Origin of the sequence: Streptomyces sp. NPDC002265, assembly GCF_040296125.1 — a bacterium.
Taxonomy (GTDB): domain Bacteria; phylum Actinomycetota; class Actinomycetes; order Streptomycetales; family Streptomycetaceae; genus Streptomyces.
Map to the genome: position 1 here is coordinate 1 of NZ_JBEOWS010000077.1, position 21538 is coordinate 21538.

General features: G+C 72.1%; 17 protein-coding genes, 2 pseudogenes and 1 riboswitch. Of the genes and pseudogenes, 10 read left to right on the forward strand and 9 right to left on the reverse strand.

The genetic code is table 11. The features are described from left to right. Window positions 1-4: 4 nt before the first annotated feature. Complete coding sequence (locus ABT085_RS16295) at window positions 5-604, reverse strand: Uma2 family endonuclease (RefSeq protein WP_351607300.1); 600 nt, start codon at window positions 602-604, stop codon at window positions 5-7. 199 nt (window positions 605-803) lie between these two features. On the opposite strand from ABT085_RS16295, the gene recQ reads away from it, so the two are divergent. After that, window positions 804-2795, forward strand: coding sequence for a DNA helicase RecQ (gene recQ, locus ABT085_RS16300; protein ID WP_351607303.1), 1992 nt, complete (start codon window positions 804-806; stop codon window positions 2793-2795). Window positions 2796-2892: 97 nt separating this feature from the next. Here recQ and ABT085_RS16305 read toward each other — a convergent pair whose 3' ends face one another. After that, complete coding sequence (locus ABT085_RS16305; protein WP_351607306.1) at window positions 2893-3831, reverse strand: M56 family metallopeptidase; 939 nt, start codon at window positions 3829-3831, stop codon at window positions 2893-2895. A gap of 227 nt (window positions 3832-4058) precedes the next feature. After that, entirely contained in the window at window positions 4059-5279 is a 1221-nt protein-coding gene (gene fahA / locus ABT085_RS16310; RefSeq protein WP_351607309.1) for a fumarylacetoacetase, read from the reverse strand. Window positions 5280-5533: 254 nt separating this feature from the next. On the opposite strand from fahA, the pseudogene ABT085_RS16315 reads away from it, so the two are divergent. The 3 genes and pseudogenes from ABT085_RS16315 to ABT085_RS16325 all read left to right on the forward strand — a co-directional run bounded on the left by ABT085_RS16315 (window position 5534) and on the right by ABT085_RS16325 (window position 8993). After that, window positions 5534-6788 (forward strand): annotated as a pseudogene (locus ABT085_RS16315) (carboxylate--amine ligase). A 27-nt stretch (window positions 6789-6815) separates the two neighbouring features. Then, a pseudogene (locus ABT085_RS16320) lies at window positions 6816-8029 on the forward strand (FAD-dependent oxidoreductase). 148 nt (window positions 8030-8177) lie between these two features. Next, on the forward strand, window positions 8178-8993 hold the full coding sequence (locus ABT085_RS16325; RefSeq protein WP_351607312.1) for an HAD family hydrolase: 816 nt from the start codon (window positions 8178-8180) through the stop codon (window positions 8991-8993). Between the two features lie 19 nt (window positions 8994-9012). Here the strand turns inward: ABT085_RS16325 and ABT085_RS16330 are convergent, their stop codons facing one another. Next, the gene (locus ABT085_RS16330; protein WP_351607316.1) at window positions 9013-9483 is read right to left on the reverse strand and encodes a transglycosylase SLT domain-containing protein; all 471 of its coding nucleotides are present in this window, start codon (window positions 9481-9483) and stop codon (window positions 9013-9015) included. Window positions 9484-9488: 5 nt separating this feature from the next. Then, window positions 9489-9664, reverse strand: a riboswitch (cyclic di-AMP (ydaO/yuaA leader). A 789-nt stretch (window positions 9665-10453) separates the two neighbouring features. Between ABT085_RS16330 and ABT085_RS16335 the strand changes: the two genes are divergently transcribed. From ABT085_RS16335 to ABT085_RS16350, 4 genes are all read left to right on the forward strand, one after another. Beyond that, the gene (locus ABT085_RS16335) at window positions 10454-11464 is read left to right on the forward strand and encodes a polyprenyl synthetase family protein (protein ID WP_351607318.1); all 1011 of its coding nucleotides are present in this window, start codon (window positions 10454-10456) and stop codon (window positions 11462-11464) included. A 333-nt stretch (window positions 11465-11797) separates the two neighbouring features. Then, window positions 11798-13102 carry a LolA family protein gene (locus tag ABT085_RS16340; protein ID WP_351607321.1) on the forward strand — a complete coding sequence of 435 codons (1305 nt, stop codon included), beginning with the start codon at window positions 11798-11800 and terminating at the stop codon, window positions 13100-13102. 115 nt (window positions 13103-13217) lie between these two features. Then, a complete protein-coding gene (locus tag ABT085_RS16345) occupies window positions 13218-14222 on the forward strand; it encodes an ABC transporter ATP-binding protein (RefSeq protein WP_351607322.1) in 1005 nt (334 codons plus the stop codon). Next, on the forward strand, window positions 14209-15105 hold the full coding sequence (locus tag ABT085_RS16350) for an ABC transporter permease (RefSeq protein ID WP_351607325.1): 897 nt from the start codon (window positions 14209-14211) through the stop codon (window positions 15103-15105). Before ABT085_RS16345 ends, ABT085_RS16350 begins: the two co-directional genes overlap by 14 nt. Before the next feature lie 19 nt (window positions 15106-15124). On the opposite strand, the gene ABT085_RS16355 is transcribed toward ABT085_RS16350, so the two are convergent. Further along, window positions 15125-15733, reverse strand: a complete 609-nt coding sequence (locus tag ABT085_RS16355; protein WP_351607328.1) for a flavodoxin family protein — start codon at window positions 15731-15733, stop codon at window positions 15125-15127. 63 nt (window positions 15734-15796) lie between these two features. Continuing rightward, on the reverse strand, window positions 15797-16348 hold the full coding sequence (locus tag ABT085_RS16360; protein WP_351607331.1) for a DUF6668 family protein: 552 nt from the start codon (window positions 16346-16348) through the stop codon (window positions 15797-15799). Between the two features lie 301 nt (window positions 16349-16649). Between ABT085_RS16360 and ABT085_RS16365 the strand changes: the two genes are divergently transcribed. Next, window positions 16650-18095 (forward strand): tetratricopeptide repeat protein, encoded by a 1446-nt coding sequence (locus ABT085_RS16365; RefSeq protein ID WP_351607334.1) that lies wholly within the window; start codon window positions 16650-16652, stop codon window positions 18093-18095. A gap of 67 nt (window positions 18096-18162) precedes the next feature. Here the strand turns inward: ABT085_RS16365 and ABT085_RS16370 are convergent, their stop codons facing one another. From ABT085_RS16370 to ABT085_RS16380, 3 genes are all read right to left on the reverse strand, one after another. After that, a complete protein-coding gene (locus tag ABT085_RS16370; RefSeq protein ID WP_351607337.1) occupies window positions 18163-18633 on the reverse strand; it encodes a VOC family protein in 471 nt (156 codons plus the stop codon). A gap of 206 nt (window positions 18634-18839) precedes the next feature. Further along, complete coding sequence (gene rarD / locus ABT085_RS16375) at window positions 18840-19958, reverse strand: EamA family transporter RarD (protein ID WP_351607339.1); 1119 nt, start codon at window positions 19956-19958, stop codon at window positions 18840-18842. Between the two features lie 135 nt (window positions 19959-20093). After that, complete coding sequence (locus ABT085_RS16380) at window positions 20094-20948, reverse strand: NAD(P)H-binding protein (RefSeq protein ID WP_351607342.1); 855 nt, start codon at window positions 20946-20948, stop codon at window positions 20094-20096. A gap of 90 nt (window positions 20949-21038) precedes the next feature. Here ABT085_RS16380 and ABT085_RS16385 point away from each other — a divergent pair, with 90 nt between their 5' ends. Continuing rightward, the gene (locus tag ABT085_RS16385) at window positions 21039-21458 is read left to right on the forward strand and encodes a winged helix-turn-helix transcriptional regulator (protein WP_502982741.1); all 420 of its coding nucleotides are present in this window, start codon (window positions 21039-21041) and stop codon (window positions 21456-21458) included. Window positions 21459-21538 lie beyond the last annotated feature (80 nt).

Genomic DNA, 21538 nt, shown 5'->3' on the forward strand with positions numbered 1-21538 from the left:
TGGGCTACTCGCCGCCGCGCCGTGACTTGATGCCGGTGAGGTCGAGGTCCATGGGGAAGGGCATGCCGACCTTCATCCGCTCACGGAAGATGCCCACACTGGTGTACGCGCCGGTGGTCGGCTCCAGCTCGAAGGCATGCACCGCGGCCCGGCCCTTCTCGTTCTCCACCCGCCAGTAGTGCGCGATGCCCGCACGCGCGTACTTCAGGGGCTTGGTCTCGCGGTCGCGGGAGACGGATTCGGCGGAGACGACCTCGATGGCCAGGGTGACCGCGTCCGCCGGGTAGCGCGTCTGCTCCGGATCGTCCACCACGTCCGCCCGTACGACGATCACGTCAGGTTCGGGGCGGTTCTGCCGGTCGATGTCGATGGTGAACTCCCGGACGACCTCGAATTCCGCGGGCGCCAGCGACTGGAGCTGCCATTCGAAGAAGCTCACAGCGCGTGAGTGGAAAAGGGTCTGCGGACTCACGAAGACCAGGCTCCCGTCGATCAGCTCCGTGTGCGGAGGAAGATTCGGGAGGCGGTCCAGGTCGTCGGCGGTCCAGCCGCCCTCGGGCGGGATCGGCCAGCTGGACGCGGACGCCTTCGGTGCGACGCTCATCAGTGCTCCAATGGGACGGAGTCTCGCCGGTGCTTTCAGACTATCGGCGGAAATCGGGCGGGTCTGCCGCGAACGTGTGAACGGTGATCGTGTCCTTGACGGTCACCGACGGTGCCGGTCTGTGGATAACTCCGAGGCTGTCGGTGCGGACCCCTATCGTGGAGGCAGTGGTCGAGGGACGACGTACGGGGGCACGGAGATGGGCGGGACAGGCGGGATCACAGAGATGCCAGACGTGACGGACAGCGAGGCACTGGCCACGCTGCACCGGGTATTCGGGTACGGGGCCTTCCGCGGCGAGCAGGAAGCGATCGTCGAGCACGTGGTGGCCGGCGGGGACGCCGTCGTGCTGATGCCGACCGGCGGTGGCAAGTCGCTGTGCTACCAGATCCCGTCCCTGGTCAGACCCGGCACGGGCATCGTCGTCTCCCCGCTCATCGCGCTGATGCAGGACCAGGTGGACGCCCTGCGGGCACTGGGTGTGCGCGCGGGCTTCATGAACTCCACGCAGGGCTTCGACGAGCGGCGGACGGTCGAGGCCGAGTTCCTCGCCGGTGAGCTCGACATGCTGTACCTGGCGCCGGAGCGGCTGCGCCTGGACTCCACCCTGGACCTGCTCTCCCGCGGCAAGATCGCGCTCTTCGCGATCGACGAGGCGCACTGTGTGTCCCAGTGGGGCCACGACTTCCGTCCCGACTATCTCGCCCTGTCCCTGCTCGGCGAGCGCTGGCCGGACGTCCCGCGGATCGCCCTCACGGCCACGGCCACCCGCGCGACCCACCAGGAGATCACCCAGCGGCTGGACATGCCGAGGGCCCGGCACTTCGAGGCGAGCTTCGACCGGCCGAACATCCAGTACCGGATCGTGCCCAAGGCCGATCCCAAGAAGCAGCTGCTGGGCTTCCTGCGCGAGGAGCACGCCGGCGACGCGGGCATCGTGTACTGCCTCTCGCGCAACTCGGTCGAGAAGACGGCGGAGTTCCTGACCCGCAACGGCGTCGAGGCGGTGCCCTACCACGCGGGCCTGGACGCGGGCACGCGTGCGGCGCACCAGTCGCGGTTCCTGCGGGAGGACGGGCTGGTCGTGGTGGCGACCATCGCCTTCGGCATGGGCATCGACAAGCCCGACGTCCGGTTCGTCGCCCACCTCGACCTGCCCAAGTCGGTCGAGGGCTACTACCAGGAGACCGGTCGCGCCGGGCGCGACGGCCTGCCCTCGACGGCCTGGATGGCGTACGGGCTCAACGACGTCGTCCAGCAGCGCAAGCTGATCCAGTCCGGCGAGGGCGACGAGGCGTTCCGCCGCCGGGCCGCCGCGCACCTGGACTCGATGCTGGCGCTGTGCGAGACCGCCCGTTGCCGCCGCGGACAGCTCCTCGCCTACTTCGGGCAGGAACCGGACCCGGCGGGCTGCGGCAACTGCGACACCTGCCTCACCCCGCCCGAGACCTGGGACGGCACGGTCGCGGCCCAGAAGCTGCTGTCTACGGTGGTGCGGTTGCAGCGCGAGCGCGGGCAGAAGTTCGGCGCGGTACAGATCGTCGACATCCTGCTGGGCCGGCGTACCGCCAAGGTGATCCAGTTCGACCACGACCAGCTGTCCGTGTTCGGCATCGGCGAGGATCTGGCCGAGGGCGAGTGGCGTGGAGTCGTGCGGCAGCTGCTGGCGCAGGGGCTGCTCGCGGTCGAGGGGGACTACGGCACGCTGGTGCTGACCGAGGACAGCGGTGCGGTGCTGCGGCGCGAGCGTGAGGTGGCGCTGCGCAAGGAACCGAAGAAGCCCGCGGCCGCGCGGACCGGCTCCTCCGGCCGGGGGGAACGCAAGCCCAAGGCCGCCGCGGCCGAGCTGCCCGAGGAACTGCTGCCCGCCTTCGAGGCACTGCGCGCCTGGCGTGCGGAGCAGGCCCGTGAGCAGGGAGTTCCGGCGTACGTCATCTTCCACGACGCCACGCTCCGGGAGATCGTCACCGTGTGGCCCACCTCCGTGGCACAGCTCGGCGGGGTCGGCGGGGTCGGCGAGAAGAAGCTGGCGACGTACGGGGAGGGTGTGATCGCGGTCCTGGCCGCCCAGGACGGGGCGCCGAAGACGGAGCCGGCCCCGGCGGGCGACGCCGACCGGTCCGACGCGGGTCCGGACGCCGACCACTGGCCCGAGATGGACGCCGAGCCGGAGCCCGACGACTGGATGTAGCCCGAGCGGTTCGAGCGGCTCAAGCGGTCCGAGGGGGGCGGGTGCACCGGGCGCGGTCGGTTCGGTGCTATCGGCTCCGTGCCGCCGCCCCGTGCCGTCAGCTCAGTGCCGTCAGCGCCGGTGCGAAGGTGATCAGCAGCGGGAGGAGCGGGACCAGCGCGGCCACCGTCGTCGTCAGGGCCCGGTCCCTGCGGCCCAGGCGCGGCGGCGGCGCCAGGAGGCGGTCGACCCGCTCGCCCAGGAGACGGTGACTGGAGGCGCAGGAGAGCACTCCGCGGTGCTGGTTGAGTTCGATGAGGGCCAGTGCGGTGGTCAGATGGCCGCAGCGGCGGGAGGCGGTGTCGTCGGCGGCGAGCTCCACCAGCCGGTGGGTCTGTTCGCAGAAGTGGGTGAACAGGGGGACCCGCGGGAAGCCGGTGGCCAGGGCCGTGGACAGATGCAGCAGCCAGTCGTGGTGGGCGCGGGCGTGGTCGCGCTCATGGGTGAGGACGGCGTCGAGCTGGTGCGCGGTGAGCCGGTGCAGGGCTCCCGTGGTGACGACCAGCTGGGGCGGGTGACCGGGCAGCCACCAGGCGTCGGGGTACTCGTCCTCCAGCACCAGCAGCGGCCCCCGGGCGCCGGGCAGGCCGGGGGGCAGATCGGGGGCGCGTTCGCGCAGATGGGCGCGGGCCAGGCCGCGGCGGCGCCGGGCCTCGACCAGTTCGCGGAGCAGCATCGCCGTGGTCCAGGCGGCCCCGCAGGCCAGCAGCAGGGTGAGGGCGGTCGCCCACGGCGAGGCGCCGGACAGGTCGTACGCCTCGGTGACGGACGGCGGGGCGGGGGCGAAGACCTGGACGCGGACGGTGTGGAAGACAGCGGCGGCGCTCAGCACCAGAGCCGTCAGACAGCACAGCAGCACGGTGGCGACCAGGCACTGCCACACCCACAGCGCGACCACGGGTTCGCGCTCCGGCCAGACCGCGCGGGTCAGCGCGCGGGGGATCGGTACGGCGGCGGCCAGGGCGACGGCGCTCAACAGGAGCAGGCAGACGGTCATGCCACGGGCTCCGGATCCTGATCGGAGGGGGGTGGATGTCGGGGGCGGTCCGGCACGCGCGTCGTCCGGCGCGTCGTGCGTCCACCGCCAGTATGGGGCGCCGGGCGCCGGAAGAGGGGTCCTTCGACCGCGGAGACCGGGGCCGGTCGTAGCTTCCCCGGCCCCGGTCTCCCCCGGCTTGGGCGTCCCGTGCCGTCACCGGTACGGACAGTGCGCATCCGTGCCGGTCAGTCGCGCGGCACCACGCGGCCGGTGACCTCGCCGAGGCCCACCCGCAGCCCGTTCGGACCCGGCGCCCACGCGGTCATGGTCACCACGTCGCCGTCCTCCAGGAACGCCCGCTTGCCGTCGGGGAGTTCGAGGGGGTCGCGGCCGTTCCAGGTCAGCTCCAGGAGGGAGCCGCGCTGGCGTTCGGCGGGACCGCTGACCGTGCCCGACCCGTACAGGTCGCCCGTGCGCAGCGAGGCGCCGTTCACGGTCATGTGGGCGAGCTGCTGGGCGGCGGTCCAGTACATGCCGGAGAACGGCGGCTCGGACACGACATGGCCGTTGATCGCGACGGAGATGCGCAGGTCGTAGCCGCCGGGCTCCTCGCCCGCGTCGTCCAGGTAGGGCAGCAGGGCGTGCGTGCGGGCCGGCGGTGCCACCCGCGCGTCGTCCAGCGCGTCCAGCGGTGTGATCCACGCCGACACCGAGGTGGCGAAGGACTTGCCGAGGAAGGGGCCGAGCGGGACGTACTCCCAGGCCTGGATGTCGCGTGCGGACCAGTCGTTCAGCAGGCACAGGCCGAAGACGTGCTCCTGGAAGTCGCCGAGCGCCACCGGGCGGCCCGGCTCCGAGGGCGTCCCCACCACGAAGCCGACCTCGGCCTCGATGTCCAGCCGGACCGACGGGCCGAAGACCGGGGCCTCGTCGGTGGGCGCCTTGCGCTGGCCCGACGGCCGCACGACGTCCGTCCCCGAGACCACGACCGTGCCGGACCGCCCGTGGTAACCGATGGGCAGGTGCTTCCAGTTCGGGGTCAGGGAGTCCGCCGCGTCCGGGCGGAAGATCTGCCCGACGTTGCGGGCGTGGTTCTCCGAGGCGTAGAAGTCCACGTAGTCGGCGACCTCGAAGGGCAGATGCAGGGTCACCGACGACAGGGGGTGGAGGAACGGCTCGACGACCTGCCGGTGGGCCGGCACGGTCACCCACCCGGTCAGCGCGCGCCGTACGTCGGACCACACGGTGCGGCCGGCCGCCAGCAGCGGGTTGAGGGTGGGCCGGGCGAGCACGGAGGCGTACGGCGAGCCGAGCGCCCGGGCCGCGGCCCCCGCGTCGAGTACGTGATCGCCGAGCCGGACACCGACCCTGCGCTCGGCGGAGTCCGAACCCGCGGGGGAGAAGACGCCGTACGGCAGGTTGTGCGGCCCGAAGGGATCGCCCTCGGGGACGTCGAAGGGGGGCATGGGTGCTGCCTCACTCTCGGATGCGTGCGGTGCTTTCCGTCTGTTCTTGCCACACGATGCGTTTCATGTGGCCGCGCCACACGTTACGGCCGAGTTGCCTGTCTTGGGCAGTGTCTAAAGAGTTTGCAATGCCCCTTTTGGGGTTGTCGGAGCGGTCAATTCCGGCTTAGCGCTTTTTTCGTGACACGGACGGGCTGGGTCCGGTCCGTGGAGGGGGACACGTGGGGGAACCCGTGGCCGGGAGCGACGGCAGCGTGCCTTTACAGGCCGACGGCGGAGTGCCGGGTCTGATCGTCAAGTTCGGCGACTATCCGCTGCACCACGGCGGGGTCGGAGCGATCCGCAGTCTGGTCCGCCTGGGCGTCCCGATGTACGCGACAACTGAGGACCGTTACACACCCGCGGCGGCCTCCCGCTATCTGGAGCGGGCGTTCGTCTGGCCGACCACCGGCACCGAGGAGCCGGAGCACCTGGTGGAGGGGCTGCTGCGGATCGGCCGCCGGATCGGCCGTCCCGCCGTGCTCGTCCCCACCGACGAGGAGGCCGCCGTCCTGATCGCCGAGCACCAGTTAGGCGCTCGGCGGCAGCTTCCTCTTCCCGCGGGTCGAGCCGGAGCTGCCGCGCCGGCTGGCCAGCAAGCAGGGCCTGCACGAACTGTGTGTGGAACACGGCATCCCGAGCCCGTCGGCGGCCTTCCCGCAGACCTACGACGACATCGTCGCCTTCGCCGAGAAGGCCCGCTTCCCGGTGGTGGCCAAGAACCGTGAGGCGTTCGTGCGCCGGGAACGGCCTGCGGTGAACGGGACGACGAGGATCGCCACCCGCGAGGGCCTGCTGGCGCTCGCCCGCGACTGGGCCGGCCGTCCCGGCGACCCGGGGGTGATTCTCCAGGAATACCTGCCGAGGGAGCAGGCCGAGGACTGGATCGTGCACGCCTACTTCGACCGGGACTCGACCCCGCTGGCGATGTTCACCGGAGTGAAGGTCCGCTCCTGGCCGCCGCACGCGGGGATGACGGCGAATGCGTACGTAGTCGACAATCCGGAACTCGCGGACCTCGCCGCACGTTTCGTCAAACAGATCGGCTTCACCGGAATCGTCGACCGCGACCTGCGCTTCGACCGGCGCGACGGACAGTACAAACTCCTCGACTTCAACCCGCGCATGGGCGCCCATTTCCGGCTCTTCGAGAGCGGATCGGGGGTGGACGTCGTGCGCGCCATGCATCTGGATCTGACCGGGCGTGCCGTTACGGAGGGGGAACAGCGGGCCGGCCACCGGTATCTCGTGGAGAACATCGACCTGCCCGCCCTGCTCGCCTACCGCCGAAGCGGCTATACGGCGCCGCACGCACCGGCGCGGGCGAGCGGCACGGAGCTGGCCTGGCTGGCGGGTGACGACCTGCGGCCGTTCTTCACGATGCTCGCGCGCTTCGTGCGGCCGGGCGCGAAGCACCTGTATCAGCTGTGGCGCACCAACCGCCGCGGCGGCAGCACCACCACGAAGTGACGAAGTGACGTCCTGGGGAGGGACTTCGTGAGTCGACCCGTAGCAGTCATCGGTGCCGGACCCTTCGGCCTGTCGACCGCCGCCCATCTGCGGGCGCGCGGTGTCCCCGTCCGCGTCTTCGGCGATCCCATGGTCAGCTGGCGCGACCACATGCCCGCGGGCATGCTGCTGAATCGACGCCCGTGGCCTCCAGCATCGACGCGCCGCAGACCGGCCACACGCTCGCCGACTACTGCGACGCGGCCGGCATACGCCGGCTCGTGACGGACGAGGACATCATCCCCGCCGAGACCTTCATCGGCTACGGCGAGTGGTTCCAGCAGCGGCTGGTGCCGCGGCTGGAGCGGGTGCGGGTGGTCTCCGTCGAGCGCAGGGCCGGGGAACCCCGCGGCTCGGGCTTCGAACTGAAGCTGGACTCCGGTGAGTTGTTCACCGCCCGCGCGGTCGTCGTGGCCACGGGCCTGGCCGGGCTGTCCCATCTGCCCCCCGAGCTGACCGTCGCCGGGGCGGACGGACCCTCGCCCGCCGGTCCGGTCTCCCACAGCTCCCAGCACCACGACCTCGGCCGCTTCTCCGGCAGGGAACTCATCGTGGTCGGCGCGGGCCAGTCCGCGCTGGAGACGGCGGCGCTCGCGGCGGAGGCGGGCGCGCAGGTGCACGTGGTCGCGCGCGGCCGTGGCCGGGTGGCCTTCGGCGCACCCCCGTGGAAGCAGCCCAGGCTGTGCCCCGAGTCCCCCTTCGGCCGCGCCTGGTCGCTGTGGGCGCTCAGCTACTACCCGCACCCCTACCGATACCTGCCGGACCGGACCCGCCACTACCTGGTCCGTCGTGTGCTCGGTCCGCTCGGCGCCTGGTGGCTGCGCGACCGCTTCGAGGGAAAGGTACAGGTCAGCGAGGTCGAACGGATCGTCGAGGCGGGCGCGGCGGACGACCGGGCGACGCTGACCGTCGCCCCGCACTCGGGCGGCACCCACCGGCTGTCCGCCGACCACGTCATAGCGGCGACCGGCTACCGGGTGGACATGGCGGCGATGGACTTCCTGGGCCACCGGCTGCGTGCCGAACTCGTGGTCAGCCGAGGCACTCCCAGGCTCGGTGCGGGATATGTGTCGTCCGTGCCCGGTCTGTACCTCACCGGACTGCCGGCGGCGGCTTCGTACGGCCCGGTCATGCGGTTCGTGTGCGGCACGGAGTTCGCCTCTCCGCGGCTGGCGAAGCACCTGACGGCGGCCCACGGCTGAGCCGGGGACGAAAAGGTCAACGGGGGCCGTCCCGGGAGCCGTCGGAGACCGCGGGGCTGCCCGCCGGCGCCATCAAGGAGCCCGCAGGCGCCACTTGGGGCCGAAACGAGGGTGAGTCGCGAGGGCGCGGGGTCCGTATTCTCTGATCATGGCCGCTCCCCTCGCATTCTCACTCGTCGCCACCGATCTGGACGGCTCGTTGCTGCGCGGCGACGACACGCTCTCCGACCGGACCCTGGACGCACTCGCGCGGGTGACCCGGGCCGGTGCCCGGCACCTCGTGGTGACGGGCCGCCCGGCGCCGAGGGTGCGGCCGCTGTTCGACGTCATCGGCTGCGCCGGGCTCGCGGTGTGCGGGCAGGGCGCGCAGTTGTACGACGTCGGCGCGGACCGGCTGCTGTGGTCGGTCACCCTCGACCGGGAGCTGGCCGCGACCGCCCTCGGCAAGATCGAGGCCGAGGTGGGACAGGTGTACGCGGCCGTCGACCAGGACGGGGTCGACGGCCTCACGCTCATCGAGCCGGGCTATCTGATGCCGCACCCGACCCTGCCCGCGGTGCGGGTCGGACGGCGCGACGATCTGTGGTGCGAGTCCATCAGCAAGGTACTGCTGCGCCATCCCGCCCTGTCCGACGACGAGTTGGCGGCGACGGCCCGCTCGGTGGTCGGCTCGCTGGCGACGGTCACCATGTCGGGGCCGGGGACCGTGGAACTCCAGCCGTGCGGCATCACCAAGGCGACCGGCCTGGCGCTGGCCGCCGAGCACCTCGGGCTGCGCGCCGAACACGCCCTGGCCTTCGGGGACATGCCCAACGACATCCCCATGTTCGACTGGGCCGCCCACGGCGTGGCGATGGCCAACGCCCATCCCGAACTCAAGTCCGTGGCCGACGAGATCACCCTGTCGAACGAGGACGACGGCATCGCCGTCGTCCTCGAAAGACTCTTTCCCGCAGAGAGGTGACCGTCCCGGGCGGGGCCGGTCAGTAGGCGCTGAACACGCGGTCGATCGAGCCGTACCGCGCGGCGGCGTAGTTGCAGGCGGCCGTGATGTTCGCGACCGGGTCGTATATGTCGAACGACGTGCCGCCCACGTGGTAGCGGGCGAAGGTCGGGTCGATGACCTGGAGCAGGCCCTTGGACGGGATGCCCTTGGCCGCGTTGGAGTCCCAGAGGTTGATGGCGCGCGGGTTTCCGGAGGACTCGCGCATCACGTTGCGGTGGATCCCGTTGTAGGTGCCCGGGATGTGGTGCTGGGCCATGACCGCCAGCGACTGCCGGATCCAGCCGTCGAGGTTGTTGGTGTACTTGGGGGTCGCGGTCACGGGCGTGGTGGTGGCCGCGGAGGCGCAGGTGGCGCCGAGGAGCGGCAGGGCGAGCACGGCGGCGCCGGTACCGGCGACGGCGAGGGTGCGGACGAAACGGGCGCGACGGTTCTTACCGGCAGCGTGCATGACGTGATTCCTCTCGGGTGCCTACGAGGTGAGCTGTCGGGTTCGGGCCGGGAGGTGCCCGTCCGCGCTGCTCTGTGGCGATGCGGCTCAACCCCTAGCCGTTGCGGGTGCGATGTCCGGTCCGGCGGCTTACCTGGGTCCCCCGCTCCTGCCGTGCGGGTGTGTTCGGTGGTGGTGAAGGGCGGCGGCAGGATTAGGTGTTCGCCCGACTTGCCGGGAACGTATGCGAAAGCACATGTCCGGAACAAGTGTCTGATTCACACCTCGCCCTATTTGACCTTGGTCTGAGGCATTTGGGACACTTGATCCTTTGCGGTTGCCAAGGCTCAACTCGCTTGCCGTGGAAGGGTGGCGAGGATAGATGGCCGATGCATCCATTTTTGGCCCGAGTGACCCAATTCACTGCTTACGGAATCGGTCCCATTTGCCGCCAAGTGGAATTCTGTAATTAATAGCGATGAATCGGACATAAAGGTACATAAGGCATGTTTCTGTCGTGTCTGACGGTCCGTCGCCGCGCCTGCCGCGCCTGCCGCGCCTGCCGTGCCCGCCGTACGTGTCGGGGGGAGGGCGGCCGGATCCGGACGGCCCGGTCGCCTCTCGCGGCGGGCCCGGCAGGGGGGTGGGGTGTCGCGGGGCGTGTCGCGCGCGGCGGGGGCGTGAACCCGGTCGGGTGCTTTCGCCCGGCCGGGCCGGGGCGGCGGGAGGCGGCGGTACGTGCGGCCCTGGGGCGCGGATCGCCGCTCTCCGGCGGGCCGACAGGCATCGCCGTATCAGCAGAAAACAGCCGAAGCTCGTCCTTGTCGTCCGATCGGAAACATCCCGGGCATGATCCGGTACCGCCTGGCCGGTAACCGTGGGGGCTATCGGTGATCGAAACGTGACCGGATACGCTGACTTGAGGTGGTGGCAGCGACCTATCGACAAACCGCGCAAGCGCCAGTGGACACCAGCAGACAGGAGACCCCTCGTGACCGTCGTCGGGCCGTTCGGGCTGAGCGTGCGGGACCAGGCTCTGGAAGCCGATGTCCAGGCCGGATTGGCGGCTGTCGAGGAAGGCTTGCTCGAGGCCACCAAGAGCGAGGTCCCCTTCATCACAGAGGCCGCCCAGCATCTGGTGCGGGCGGGCGGGAAGCGTTTCCGGCCACTGCTCGTGATGCTCGCGGCGCAGTTCGGGGACCGGTACGCACCCGGGATCGTGCCGTCGGCGGTGGTGGTGGAACTGACCCACCTCGCCACGCTGTACCACGACGACGTCATGGACGAGGCCGAGGTGCGGCGCGGGGTGGACAGCGCGAACACCCGCTGGGGCAACGCCGTCGCGGTCCTCACCGGTGACTTCCTGTTCGCGCGGGCGTCCCACATCCTGGCCGACCTAGGGCCCGAGGCGGTGCGGGTGCAGGCCGAGGCGTTCGAGCGGCTGGTGACCGGCCAGATCCTGGAGACGGCGGGACCGCAGGACGGGCGCGACCCGGTCGAGCACTACCTGGACGTCCTGGGCGGCAAGACCGGATCGCTGGTGGCGGTGTCGTGCCGGTTCGGGGCGATGATGTCCGGCGCGGACGAGACGGTCGTGGACGTGCTGACGCAGTACGGGGAGCGGCTGGGAGTCGCCTTCCAGCTGGCCGACGACGTGCTGGACATCGCGTCGGAGTCCCGCGAGTCGGGCAAGACGCCCGGGACGGACCTGCGCGAGGGCATCCCCACGCTGCCGGTGCTGCGACTGCGGGAGCGGGCGGCACGGCTGGGGCTGGCGGAGGACATCGCGCTGTGCGAGCTGCTGGACTCCGACCTGACCGACGACGCGAAGCTGGCGCAGGCGCTGGCGGCACTGCGCGAGCACCCCGCGCTGGAGCAGGCACGCAAGGACACCGTGCGGTACGCGCAGGACGCGCGCGCCGCGCTGGCACCGCTGCGGGAGTGCGACGCGAAGCGGGCCCTGGTGGAGCTGTGCGACGCGGTGGTGCACCGGGCGGGCTAGGGCCTGCCGGACCGGGCCCTGCCGGGCAGGGCCCGGAGCTTTGTCCGGCTGCTCCTCCGTGGGAGCCGGACGGCGGTGTCGATCGGACGTGTGCGGTGCCGTGCGCGACCCCTACGGGTCGGGCGCGGCACCGCCTCTTTGTGTCATACCCCAGCAGTACGCGGAGTTGATCCCGCGGTCTGACGCTTCGACAGCACCGATTTGGTGAGATGGACACCACGGAAAACACCACTCCTCACCGATTCGGGTGAGAATGGCGGCTCAGGGTGGGACCACAAGTGCGAGGACGCGCCGAGACGGACAGCCGCCGCCGACCACGGAGGTAGGGCACACATGGCACCGTACGAATCCGACGACAGCACGACCGGTGCGACCGGTACGACCGGCGGGGAGGCCGACGACCTGCGCTCCGGGCGTCGTACGGCCGCTCGGTACGTCGTTCCGGTCGCGGTGGTGGGGGTGGCCGCGGCGACCATCGGGCTCGTCCCGGCGCTCGCCTCCTCCGGGGACCCCGACCTTCCGAAGATCACCGCGCAGCAACTCATCGACAGGATCGCCCAGTCGGACGTGGAGCAGCTGTCCGGCACGGTGAAGATCACCACGGACCTGGGGCTCCCCGATCTCGGCGGGCTGGAGAGCGGTCTCCTGTCGGGCGCCACGGGCTCCGCCGGCGACGGGTCGAGCGCGGACCCGTCCGCCAGGCTGACCGAACTCGCCTCCGGCACGCACACCCTGCGGGTCGCGACCGACGGTCCGGACCGGCAGAAGCTCTCGCTGCTGGAGAGCGCCGCCGAGTACAGCGTCATCCACGACGGCAAGGACGTCTGGGGCTACGACAGCAAGTCCAACGAGGTCTACCACTCGACCGCGGACGACGGCGCGGCCAAGGGCGACAGCCGCGAGGAGCCGGTCCCGGCCACCCCCAAGGGCCTCACCGAGGAGGCCCTGAAGTCGGTCGACGACACCACGTCCGTGACCGTCGACGGCACCATGCAGGTCGCCGGGCGGGACGCGTACAAGCTGCTCGTCAAGCCCAAGCAGTCCGGCAGCACGGTCGGCACGATCAGTGTGGCCGTGGACGCCAAGACCGGGCTGCCGCTGAAGTTCACGCTGACGCCGGCCGGTGGCGGCGCGGCGGTCGTGGACGCGGGCTTCACCCGGATCAGCTTCGCCAAGCCCGCCGCGTCGACCTTCGACTTCACCCCGCCCAAGGGGGCCAAGGTCACCGAGGACGGCGACCACGGGCAGGGCCTGGAGAGCGGGAAGTCCCGGGGCGACGGCGCGCGGGGCGACAAGGGCGCGCAGGGCCTCGAAGGCTTCCCGGGCCTCTCGGGTCTCGCGGGCTCCGAGGGCCCCGGCGACGCCAAGGTCATCGGCGAGGGCTGGACCTCCATCGCCACCTTCGACTCCGGCAGCAAGAGCGGTCTGCCCACCGGTTCCGCCGACGGCGCCGCCGGTCCGGCCGGCGACCTCGGCGGCTTCCTCGGCTCGCTCGGCGACAAGGTCACCGGCAAGTTCGGTTCGGGCACGGTCTTCTCCACCCGCCTGGTGAACGCCCTGATCACGGACGACGGCAAGGTGTACGTCGGCGCGGTCACCAAGGGCGCGCTGGTCAAGGCTGCCGACGCCGATCACTGAGGCGGCCGACTCCGATCGCTGAGGCGGTCGACGCCGGTCACCGAGACGGTCGGCTCCGGCCACTGAGGCGGCTGACGCCGGTCACCGAGGCGGGTACGACGAAACGAGGGAGCCGATGGACGAGCCGTCCGCCACGCAACCGCCCCCGCGGGACGCGGATGCCGACGCCGGTGCCGGTGCGCATGCCGGTGCCGGGGTCATCGACACCCGCGGCCTGACCAAGCGCTACCGCGGCGGACAGCTCGCCGTGGACGGTCTGGACCTGACCGTCCCGGCGGGCAGCGTCTTCGGCTTCCTCGGCCCGAACGGCTCCGGCAAGACCACCACCATCCGCATGCTGATGGGTCTGATCGCGCCCACCTCGGGCACGGCACGGGTGCTGGGGCAGCCCATGCCCCAAGCCGCGCGCGCCGTGCTTCCCCAGGTCGGGGCCCTCATCGAGGGCCCCGCCCTCTACGGCTTCCTCTCCGGCCGCGACAACCTGACGAGGTACGACGCCGCCGACCCGACGGCCGACCCGCGCACCCGGCGTGCCCGCGTCGCGCGGGCGCTGGACCGGGTGGGCCTGTCGGCCGCGGCGGGCAAGAAGGCGAGGGCGTACTCCCTCGGCATGAAACAGCGGCTCGGTCTGGCGGCGGCGCTCCTCCAGCCGCGCCGGCTGCTCGTCCTGGACGAGCCGACCAACGGTCTCGACCCGCAGGGCATGCGGGAGATCCGGGCCCTGGTGCGGGAACTGGCCTCCGACGGCACGACCGTCTTCCTCTCCTCGCACCTGCTCGACGAGATCGAGCAGGTGTGCACGCATGCCGCGGTGATGGCGCAGGGGAGGCTCGTCACCCAGGGAGCCGTCTCCGACCTGGCCGCGGGGGCGCGCGGCCGGCTGGTGGTGACCACGCCCGACCCCGGCGACGCGGCCCGGGTGCTGAAGGAGCAGGGCGTCGGCGACATCGTCGTGGCGGAGGACCGGGTGAGCGGCGAACCACCGGAGAGGGATCTCGCCGAGGTGAACGCGGCACTGGTGACCGCCGGTGTCCGGGTGCGTGGCTTCGGGGTCGAACGGGCCTCGCTGGAGGACGCGTTCGTGGCCCTGACGGGGGAGGGGTTCGATGTCGCGGGTTGAGGCGGCCGTCCCGGCCGGCGCGGTGGGCGTACCCCGGCGGCCCGGCCCGTTGTGGACCTTCGGACTGCTGGGCAGCGAACTGGCGACCACCTTCCGGCGCTGGCGCACGCTCGCCCTGCTGGGTGTGCTGGCGGCCGTGCCGGTCCTGGTCGGGATCGCGGTCAGGATCGAGACCGGCGACGGGTCCCCGGCCGGGCGCGGAGGCGGCGGCGGGCCGGCGTTCATCGCGCAGATCACCAACAACGGTCTGTTCCTGGTGTTCACGGCGCTGGCCGCGACGCTTCCGTTCTTCCTGCCGATGGCGGTCGGGGTGGTCGCGGGCGACGCGATCGCGGGCGAGGCGAGCGCCGGGACGCTCCGCTACCTCCTGGTGGCGCCCGCCGGCCGCACCCGCCTGCTGCTCACCAAGTACGCGACCACGATCGCCTTCTGCCTGGTGGCCACGCTCGTCGTCGCCACCTCGGCGATGGTGATCGGGGCCCTGCTCTTCCCGCTCGGTGATCTGACGACGATCTCCGGCACCCGGATCTCGTTCGCCGAGGGCCTGGGCCGGGCGGTGCTGATCGCCCTGGTCGTCGCCGCCTCACTGGTCGGCGTCGCGGCGCTCGGCCTGTTCGTGTCGACCCTGACCGGCAGCGGTATCGCGGCCATGGCGACGACCGTGGGCCTGCTGATCACCGTTCAGATCGTCGACCAGATCCCACAGCTGCACGCGATCCAGCCGTACCTGTTCTCGCACTACTGGCTGTCCTTCGCCGACCTGATGCGCGAACCGGTCTACTGGGACGACCTGGTGAAGAACCTCGGCCTCCAGGGGCTGTACGCGGCGGTGTTCGGCACCGCCGCGTGGGCCCGCTTCACGACGAAGGACATCAGTACCTAGCCCGTTGGGAGAGGGCGTGTCACGCGTCCTCGAACGGGAAGCGGGCGAGCGGCGCCTCGCGTGCGAAGAACGTCTTCGCGCGCGTCAGCGCCGCGGTGTCCTTCAGCACGTCGCCGCGGTCGCTGCCGTTGCCGAGCAGGACCCCGCCGAACCGCATCTTCAGGTACGCGGCCGCGTTGTTGAGCGTGCCGATCAGCGGGTCGGCGACGACCGGCTCGGCGTCCGCGAGCGCGGTGACCCCCCAGAGGGTGCGTCCGGCGAGGGTCGCCCGGAAGTCGATGCCGGGGGTGCGCAGCCAGCCCGACCAGTGGTCCAGGTAGCGCTTGGTGGGGCCGGACACCGAGTACCAGTACAGCGGCGACGCGATCACGATGTCCGTCGCGGCGAGTGTGGCGTCGAGCAGCGCCGCCGCGTTGGCCTCGGTCCCGCCGCCGGCCGGGGTGCCGTCGGCGCCGGGGCGGCCGCCCGGGTGCCGCCGGTCCTCGAAGTCCGCCAGCGGCCGTTCGAGGAGGCTGAACCACTCCTGCTCCACGTCCGCGGGCAGTTGCTCGGCGGCCCGGCGGGCCAGCAGTTCGGTGTTGCCCTCGGTGCGGCTGCTGCCCAGTACGAACAGGAAACGGCGGCCCATTGCTCCCCCAGGAGAGTCGGCTGACGACAGGTACATGCGGCGCCTGCAATGAATGCGTCTGCATTACATGCACGTGCAACTGTACTCCGTCAGCCGGATCAGTGCCCGGGTTTCCCGCGGCGGTTCCCCGCCCAGGTCGCCGACGCGCCAGGCAGGCACCCAGGGCACGCGGTGCACGTCGATGACCGACTCGATCCGTGCGACCCGCTGGGCGAGGGGCCGCGGCAGCCGGCCCGGCGCGTCCGCGACGAGCACTACGGAGTCCAGGTCGAGCCCCATGGGAGCCTCCCCGAGACGGAAGACCTCCAGGGTGCGCAGTACGGCGTCCAGCCCCGCCGCATGCGTCCGGGCGACCAGCAGCACCGACGGCGGATCGTCCGGGCCGGGCCAGTCGCGCCCGCAGTCCTGGCCGCCGTAGACCGCGGCGAGCGTGGAGGTGCCCGCGCCGCCGTGCGTGGCCACCCAGGAGAAGCGCCGGTGGATGCCGTGGACGTGTCCGGGCCCGTACCCCTCCTGCGGGTCCCGCGCGCCCCGCGATTCCTGCACGTCCTCAGGCGGGCTCACCGGACCCCGGATCCAGATCTCCGGCCCCTGCCGTGCGCCGCCGTTCGGCATCCCCGTGCTCCTCACTCGTCGGTCTCGGTCTCGGTCCCGGTCGCCCCCCGGTCCCGGGCGTCGTGGCTCCGCCCGTGACGCGTCCGGCACCGCGGGCGGGGTCCTGGGACGAGTCTGTGACGTCGTGGTGACGCATGCACCGTAAGTGGGCGGAGAGACTCGACAGTATGTGCACGACTGGATCCTGCCGCCGGGGGAGCGGTGGTCCGGCGTCGGGAAGGAGCACCATGGAAGCTGCGGAACCCACGGCACCGGCTCGCGCCGCCCGCCGACTCCCCGACGCATCCGAGTGAGGGAAGCGATGTCTCGACTCAGCCGCGAGAAGAAGCGCGAAGAGAAGCGCTCCGCGCGCTCCGCGGACCCCGCGTCGCCCGTGGTGGCGCCCCTGGACGTCCGGGTGCCGGCGTCCGGACCGGGCCTGGGCGGTGCGTCGATCGGCGGCGTACCGGTCCTCCCGGCGCCCGGCGAGGAGGTCCAGCACGCCGTGCTGAGCCATCTCCACCGCATCGCCCTCGCCACCGGACATCCGGTGGTCGCCATGGTCCAGGACGATCGCATCGGTTACGTCGTCCCCCTTCGAGTGGATCTGGACGGCGCCAGCCACTTCGCGGGGGAGCCCGCCCGCACCGCACCGCCGAAGGACGTCCCCGCGCCCGCCGCCGAGCCTCCGGCTGCCCCGGCCCCTGCCCCTGCCGCTCGGGTCGCCCCGGCTGTCCCGGCCGCCCCCGTCACCCCGGCCTGGCAGCCGGAGGACGCCGTGCCGGTCCGTCGGGAGCAGCCGACCCATCTCCTGCGCGCGCTGCCGGACCACGCACCGCAGGCGGACCAGCCGGACCCGGCGCAGTCGGGGCCCCGCTCGCACCCGCAGTCGCCGTCGCGGCTGGACGACCCGGCTCCGACCTTCCGTCTCCGCGTGGTGTCGGAGCCGCCGCCGGCGACGCCCTACGGCACGGCCGTGGCCCCGACGGGCGAGTTCGGCCCGCCGCCCGCCATGGACGGCCCCCCGGCCCCCGCACCCGCGCCGGGCCCCTCGCCCCTGCCCGGGCCGCTGACCCCCTTGCCGACTCCGGCCCCCGCGGCCCTGCCGCCCGCCGCCGAACCTCGCAGTCCCGCCTCCGCATCCGCTTTCGGGGCGCCCCTCGGCGGTGCGCCGGAACCGCACCTCGACCCCTACGCCGTTCCCGACCCCGACCCCAAACCGACCCCTGCCCGGGGCTTCGACGCGGTTGCCGAGGCCGTACTCGGGGACGAACCGCCGGCCGGATCCGCGGGCGCCGACGCCCCCGCCCTCCTCGCCGAGCCGATCGCACGGATCAGCGGTGCGGTGAAGGCGGGGCAGATCGATGTGGCGGCGGCGCTGGCGGAGCGGACAGTGGCCGAGGCGTCGGGAACGCTCGGGCCGGAACACCCCGAGGTGCTCCGACTGCTCGAACTCACGGCGTACATCGCCTACCTCGCGGGCGACCCGCTCCGTGCCTTCCACCTCTCCCTCGACCTGTCCCGGGTCCATCGCCGGGCCGGGGACGCGGAGGCCGCCTACGGCAATGTCCAGAGCGCGGCCGCGGCCTGGCGGGCGGTGCGTGAACCCGTGCAGGGCCTGCAGCTGGGGCAGGAGCTGCTCGGCCTGTGGACCGAGCTCACGTTCGAGGACGGGCCGGCCGCCGAGGACCTCGGTCCGCTGGAGTCCGCCCGTACCCGGATGAACCGCCTCGCCGAGCGGGCGGCCCGCAACCCGGACGCCCGATAGCCGGACGACCGGTAGACGGAGACCCGAAGGACGGACGACCGCCCGTGCGGCGGGAGGCGGGCCGGTGTCACTGCACGCAGAACTCGTTGCCCTCCGGGTCGGCCATGACCACCCAGGTGCCGCCGGGCTCGTCGACCTCGCGCAGCACGCTCGCCCCCAGCTTCAGCAGCCGCTGCACCTCCTCCGCCCGCCGGTCCCGGCCCGGGTGCAGATCGAGGTGCAGCCGGTTCTTGCCGGACTTCGTCTCCGGCACCCGCTGGAACAGCAGCCGCCGCCCGCGTCCGGTCCCGCTGTCCTCGTCGTACAGATCCTCCGGATGGCGTACGGCGATCAGGTCCCGGAAGGCGGGACGGCCGTGGAACTCCACGGTGGCCGCGCCCGGCAGGGCACCGGCCTCCAGCAGGCGCTCGACGAGGGCGCTGTTGTCCTCGACCGTGTAGTGGAGCGCGGCGGACCAGAAGTCGGCCTGGGTGTGCGGGTCGAGCGCGTCGATGACGAGTTTCCAGTGCAGCGGGGCGGGAGCGGTCGTCTGCGTCATGTTCAACACTTATAACGGCACCTGCGGCCGGGCGCCCGGCACCGTTGCGCAATGGCGCGCCCGCGACCGCTGCCGGTCAGGCGCCCACGGGCGTGGTGCCGGTCAGGCGTCCACGGGGGTGGTGCCGGTCAGGCGTCCACTGGGGTGGTGCCGGTCAGGCGTCCACTGGGGTGGTGCCGGTCAGGCGTCCACTGGGGTGGTGCCGGTCAGGCGTCCACTGGGGTGGTGCCGGACGCGGCGGTCCCACGCACGACGGTCCCCGTCCCGGCCTCGGCTCCGGCATCCGCTCCGGCTTCGGGTTCGGCGACGGCTGCGGTGACGGTTCCGGATCCGGCCACGACGACGCTCGCTCCGGCTGCCGCGCCGGTTGCCGTCCCCGTTCCGGTTCCCGCCTCCGTACCCGCCCCCGCCGGGATCCCGGCCCTGAGCCGCGCGGTGCGGCGCGCGGCGCGCAGCGCGTTCCAGGTGAGCAGGGCCAGGGCCAGCCAGACCAGCGCGAAGCCGGCCCAGCGCTCGGGCGGCATGGCCTCGCCGAAGTACAGGACGCCGAGCAGGAACTGGAAGACCGGGGCCATGTACTGGAGCAGGCCCAGCGTGGACAGGGGCACCCGGATCGCGGCCGCGCCGAAGCACACGAGGGGCAGCGCGGTGACGATGCCGGTCGAGGCGAGCAGGGCGGAGTGCCCCACGCCCTCGCTCGTGAAGGTGGACCCGCCCCGCGCCGACAGCCACAGCAGATAGCCGAGCGCGGGCAGGAACTGGATCGCGGTCTCGGCGGCCAGCGACTCGACACCGCCGAGGTTGACCTTCTTCTTGACCAGCCCGTAGGTGGCGAAGGAGAAGGCGAGCGTGAGGGAGATCCAGGGCGGGCTGCCGTAGCCGATGGTGAGGACCAGGACGGCGGCGGCGCCGATGCCGACGGCCGCCCACTGCACGGGCCGCAGCCGCTCCTTCAGCAGCAGCACGCCCATCGCGATGGTGACCAGCGGGTTGATGAAGTAGCCGAGCGAGGCCTCGACCACGTGCCCGCTGTTCACGGCCCAGATGTAGATGCCCCAGTTCACGGTGATGACCGCGGCGGCCAGGACGACCAGCGCCAGCCTGCGCGGCTGGCGCAGCAGCTCGCCGGCCCAGGCCCAGCGCCGCACGAAGACCAGTGCGACGGCGACGAAGACCAGGGACCAGGCCATCCGGTGGGCGAGTATCTCCACCGAGCCGGCGGGCTTCAGCAGGGGCCAGAAGAGGGGGACGAGCCCCCACATCCCGTAGGCCGCGAAGCCGTTCAGCAGACCCACCCGCTGCTCGCCCCTCGACTGTTCGGCCACGGGCCCCTCCTTCTCGCTCGTACACGCGGGCGCGTGTACGCAGAAGGTAGCGCCGACCGCCTCCGCCTGTCATGCCCGTATCGCCATACGGTCATGACGGGGGGCGGAGGTGCGGTCGGGGACGCGGTGTCGCGGTCAGTCCTTGAGCGCGGCGGCGACGGCCTCGGCCAGCGGGGTGGCCGGGCGGCCGGTCAGCCGGGAGAGGTCGCCGGAGGTGACGGCCAGCTCGCCCTTCTCGATGGACGCGTCCACCCCGGCCAGGATCGCGACGAACGGCCCCGGGAGCCCTGCCCCGGTCAGGATCTCGCCGTAGGCCTCGACGGAGACGGGGGTGTAGGTGATCTCCCTGCCGGTCTGCCGGCTCAGCTCCGCCGCGTAGTCGGCGAAGCCCCAGGTCTCGTCGCCGCCCAGCTCGTACGTCGCGTTCTCGTGCCCCTCGCCGGTCAGCACGGCCACGGCGGCAGCCGCGTAGTCGGCGCGCGACGCGGAGGTCAGCCGACCCTCGCCGGCCGCCTGGACGACGGCGGAGTGCTCCAGCACCGGGGCCAGGTTCTCGGTGTAGTTCTCGTGGTACCAGCCGTTGCGCAGCAAAACGTAGGGCAGGCCGGAGGCGAGCAGGACCTGCTCGGTGGCGCGGTGGTCGTCGGCGAGTGCCGCGGTCAGGCTACCGGGGGCGCTGGTGTAGGCGAGCAGGGCGACACCGGCCGCGGCGGCCGCGTCGATGACGACCTGGTGCTGCCGGACGCGGCCCTTGTCGAACTCGTTGCCGGAGATCAGCAGCACCTTGTCGCCGGCCGCGAAGAGGCCGTCGAAGGTCTCGGGCGCGTTGTAGTCGGCGACCGCCAGCCGTACGCCCCGGGCGGCCAGGTCGGCGCCCTTCGCCTCGTCGCGTACGACGGCGGTGATCTGCTCGGCCGGGACCTTCTCCAGCAGTTGCTCCACGACGTGGCGGCCGAGGTGTCCGGTGGCTCCGGTGACGACGATGCTCATGATCTGGATCTCCTTGTGGGGTGCGATGCCGTCAACCCTAGAAGGAGCGCTAACTCTGCGAAAGTACCCACTTTGAAGTAAGGTACCCACATGGCAGTAAGTGCAGTAGATGCAGTGAGCGCGGCAGGCGCGCCGGGCGGCCCTGTGACCGGCAAGTACACCGTCACCGAGGAGATGTGTCCCTACCGGCTGGTCCTGGAGCACGTCACCAGCCGCTGGGGTGTGCTCGTCCTGATCGAGCTGCTGGACCGCCCGTACCGCTTCAGCGAGCTGCGCCGGGCGATCGGCCGGGTCAGCGAGAAGATGCTGACGCAGACGCTGCAGACCCTGGAGCGGGACGGTCTGGTGCACCGGGACGCCAAGCCGGTCATCCCGCCGCGCGTCGACTACTCCCTGACCGATCTGGGGCGCGAGGCCGCGGAGCAGGTGCGCTCGCTGGCGATGTGGACCCATCGGCGGATGGACGACGTGGAGAAGGCGCGCCGCGCCTACGACGGGGCCCGGACCTGAAGCCCGGGCCGCACCCACGACGACGCCGGGCCGCGCCCACGACGACGGCCGCGCTCACGACGACGGCCGGGCCCGGACCT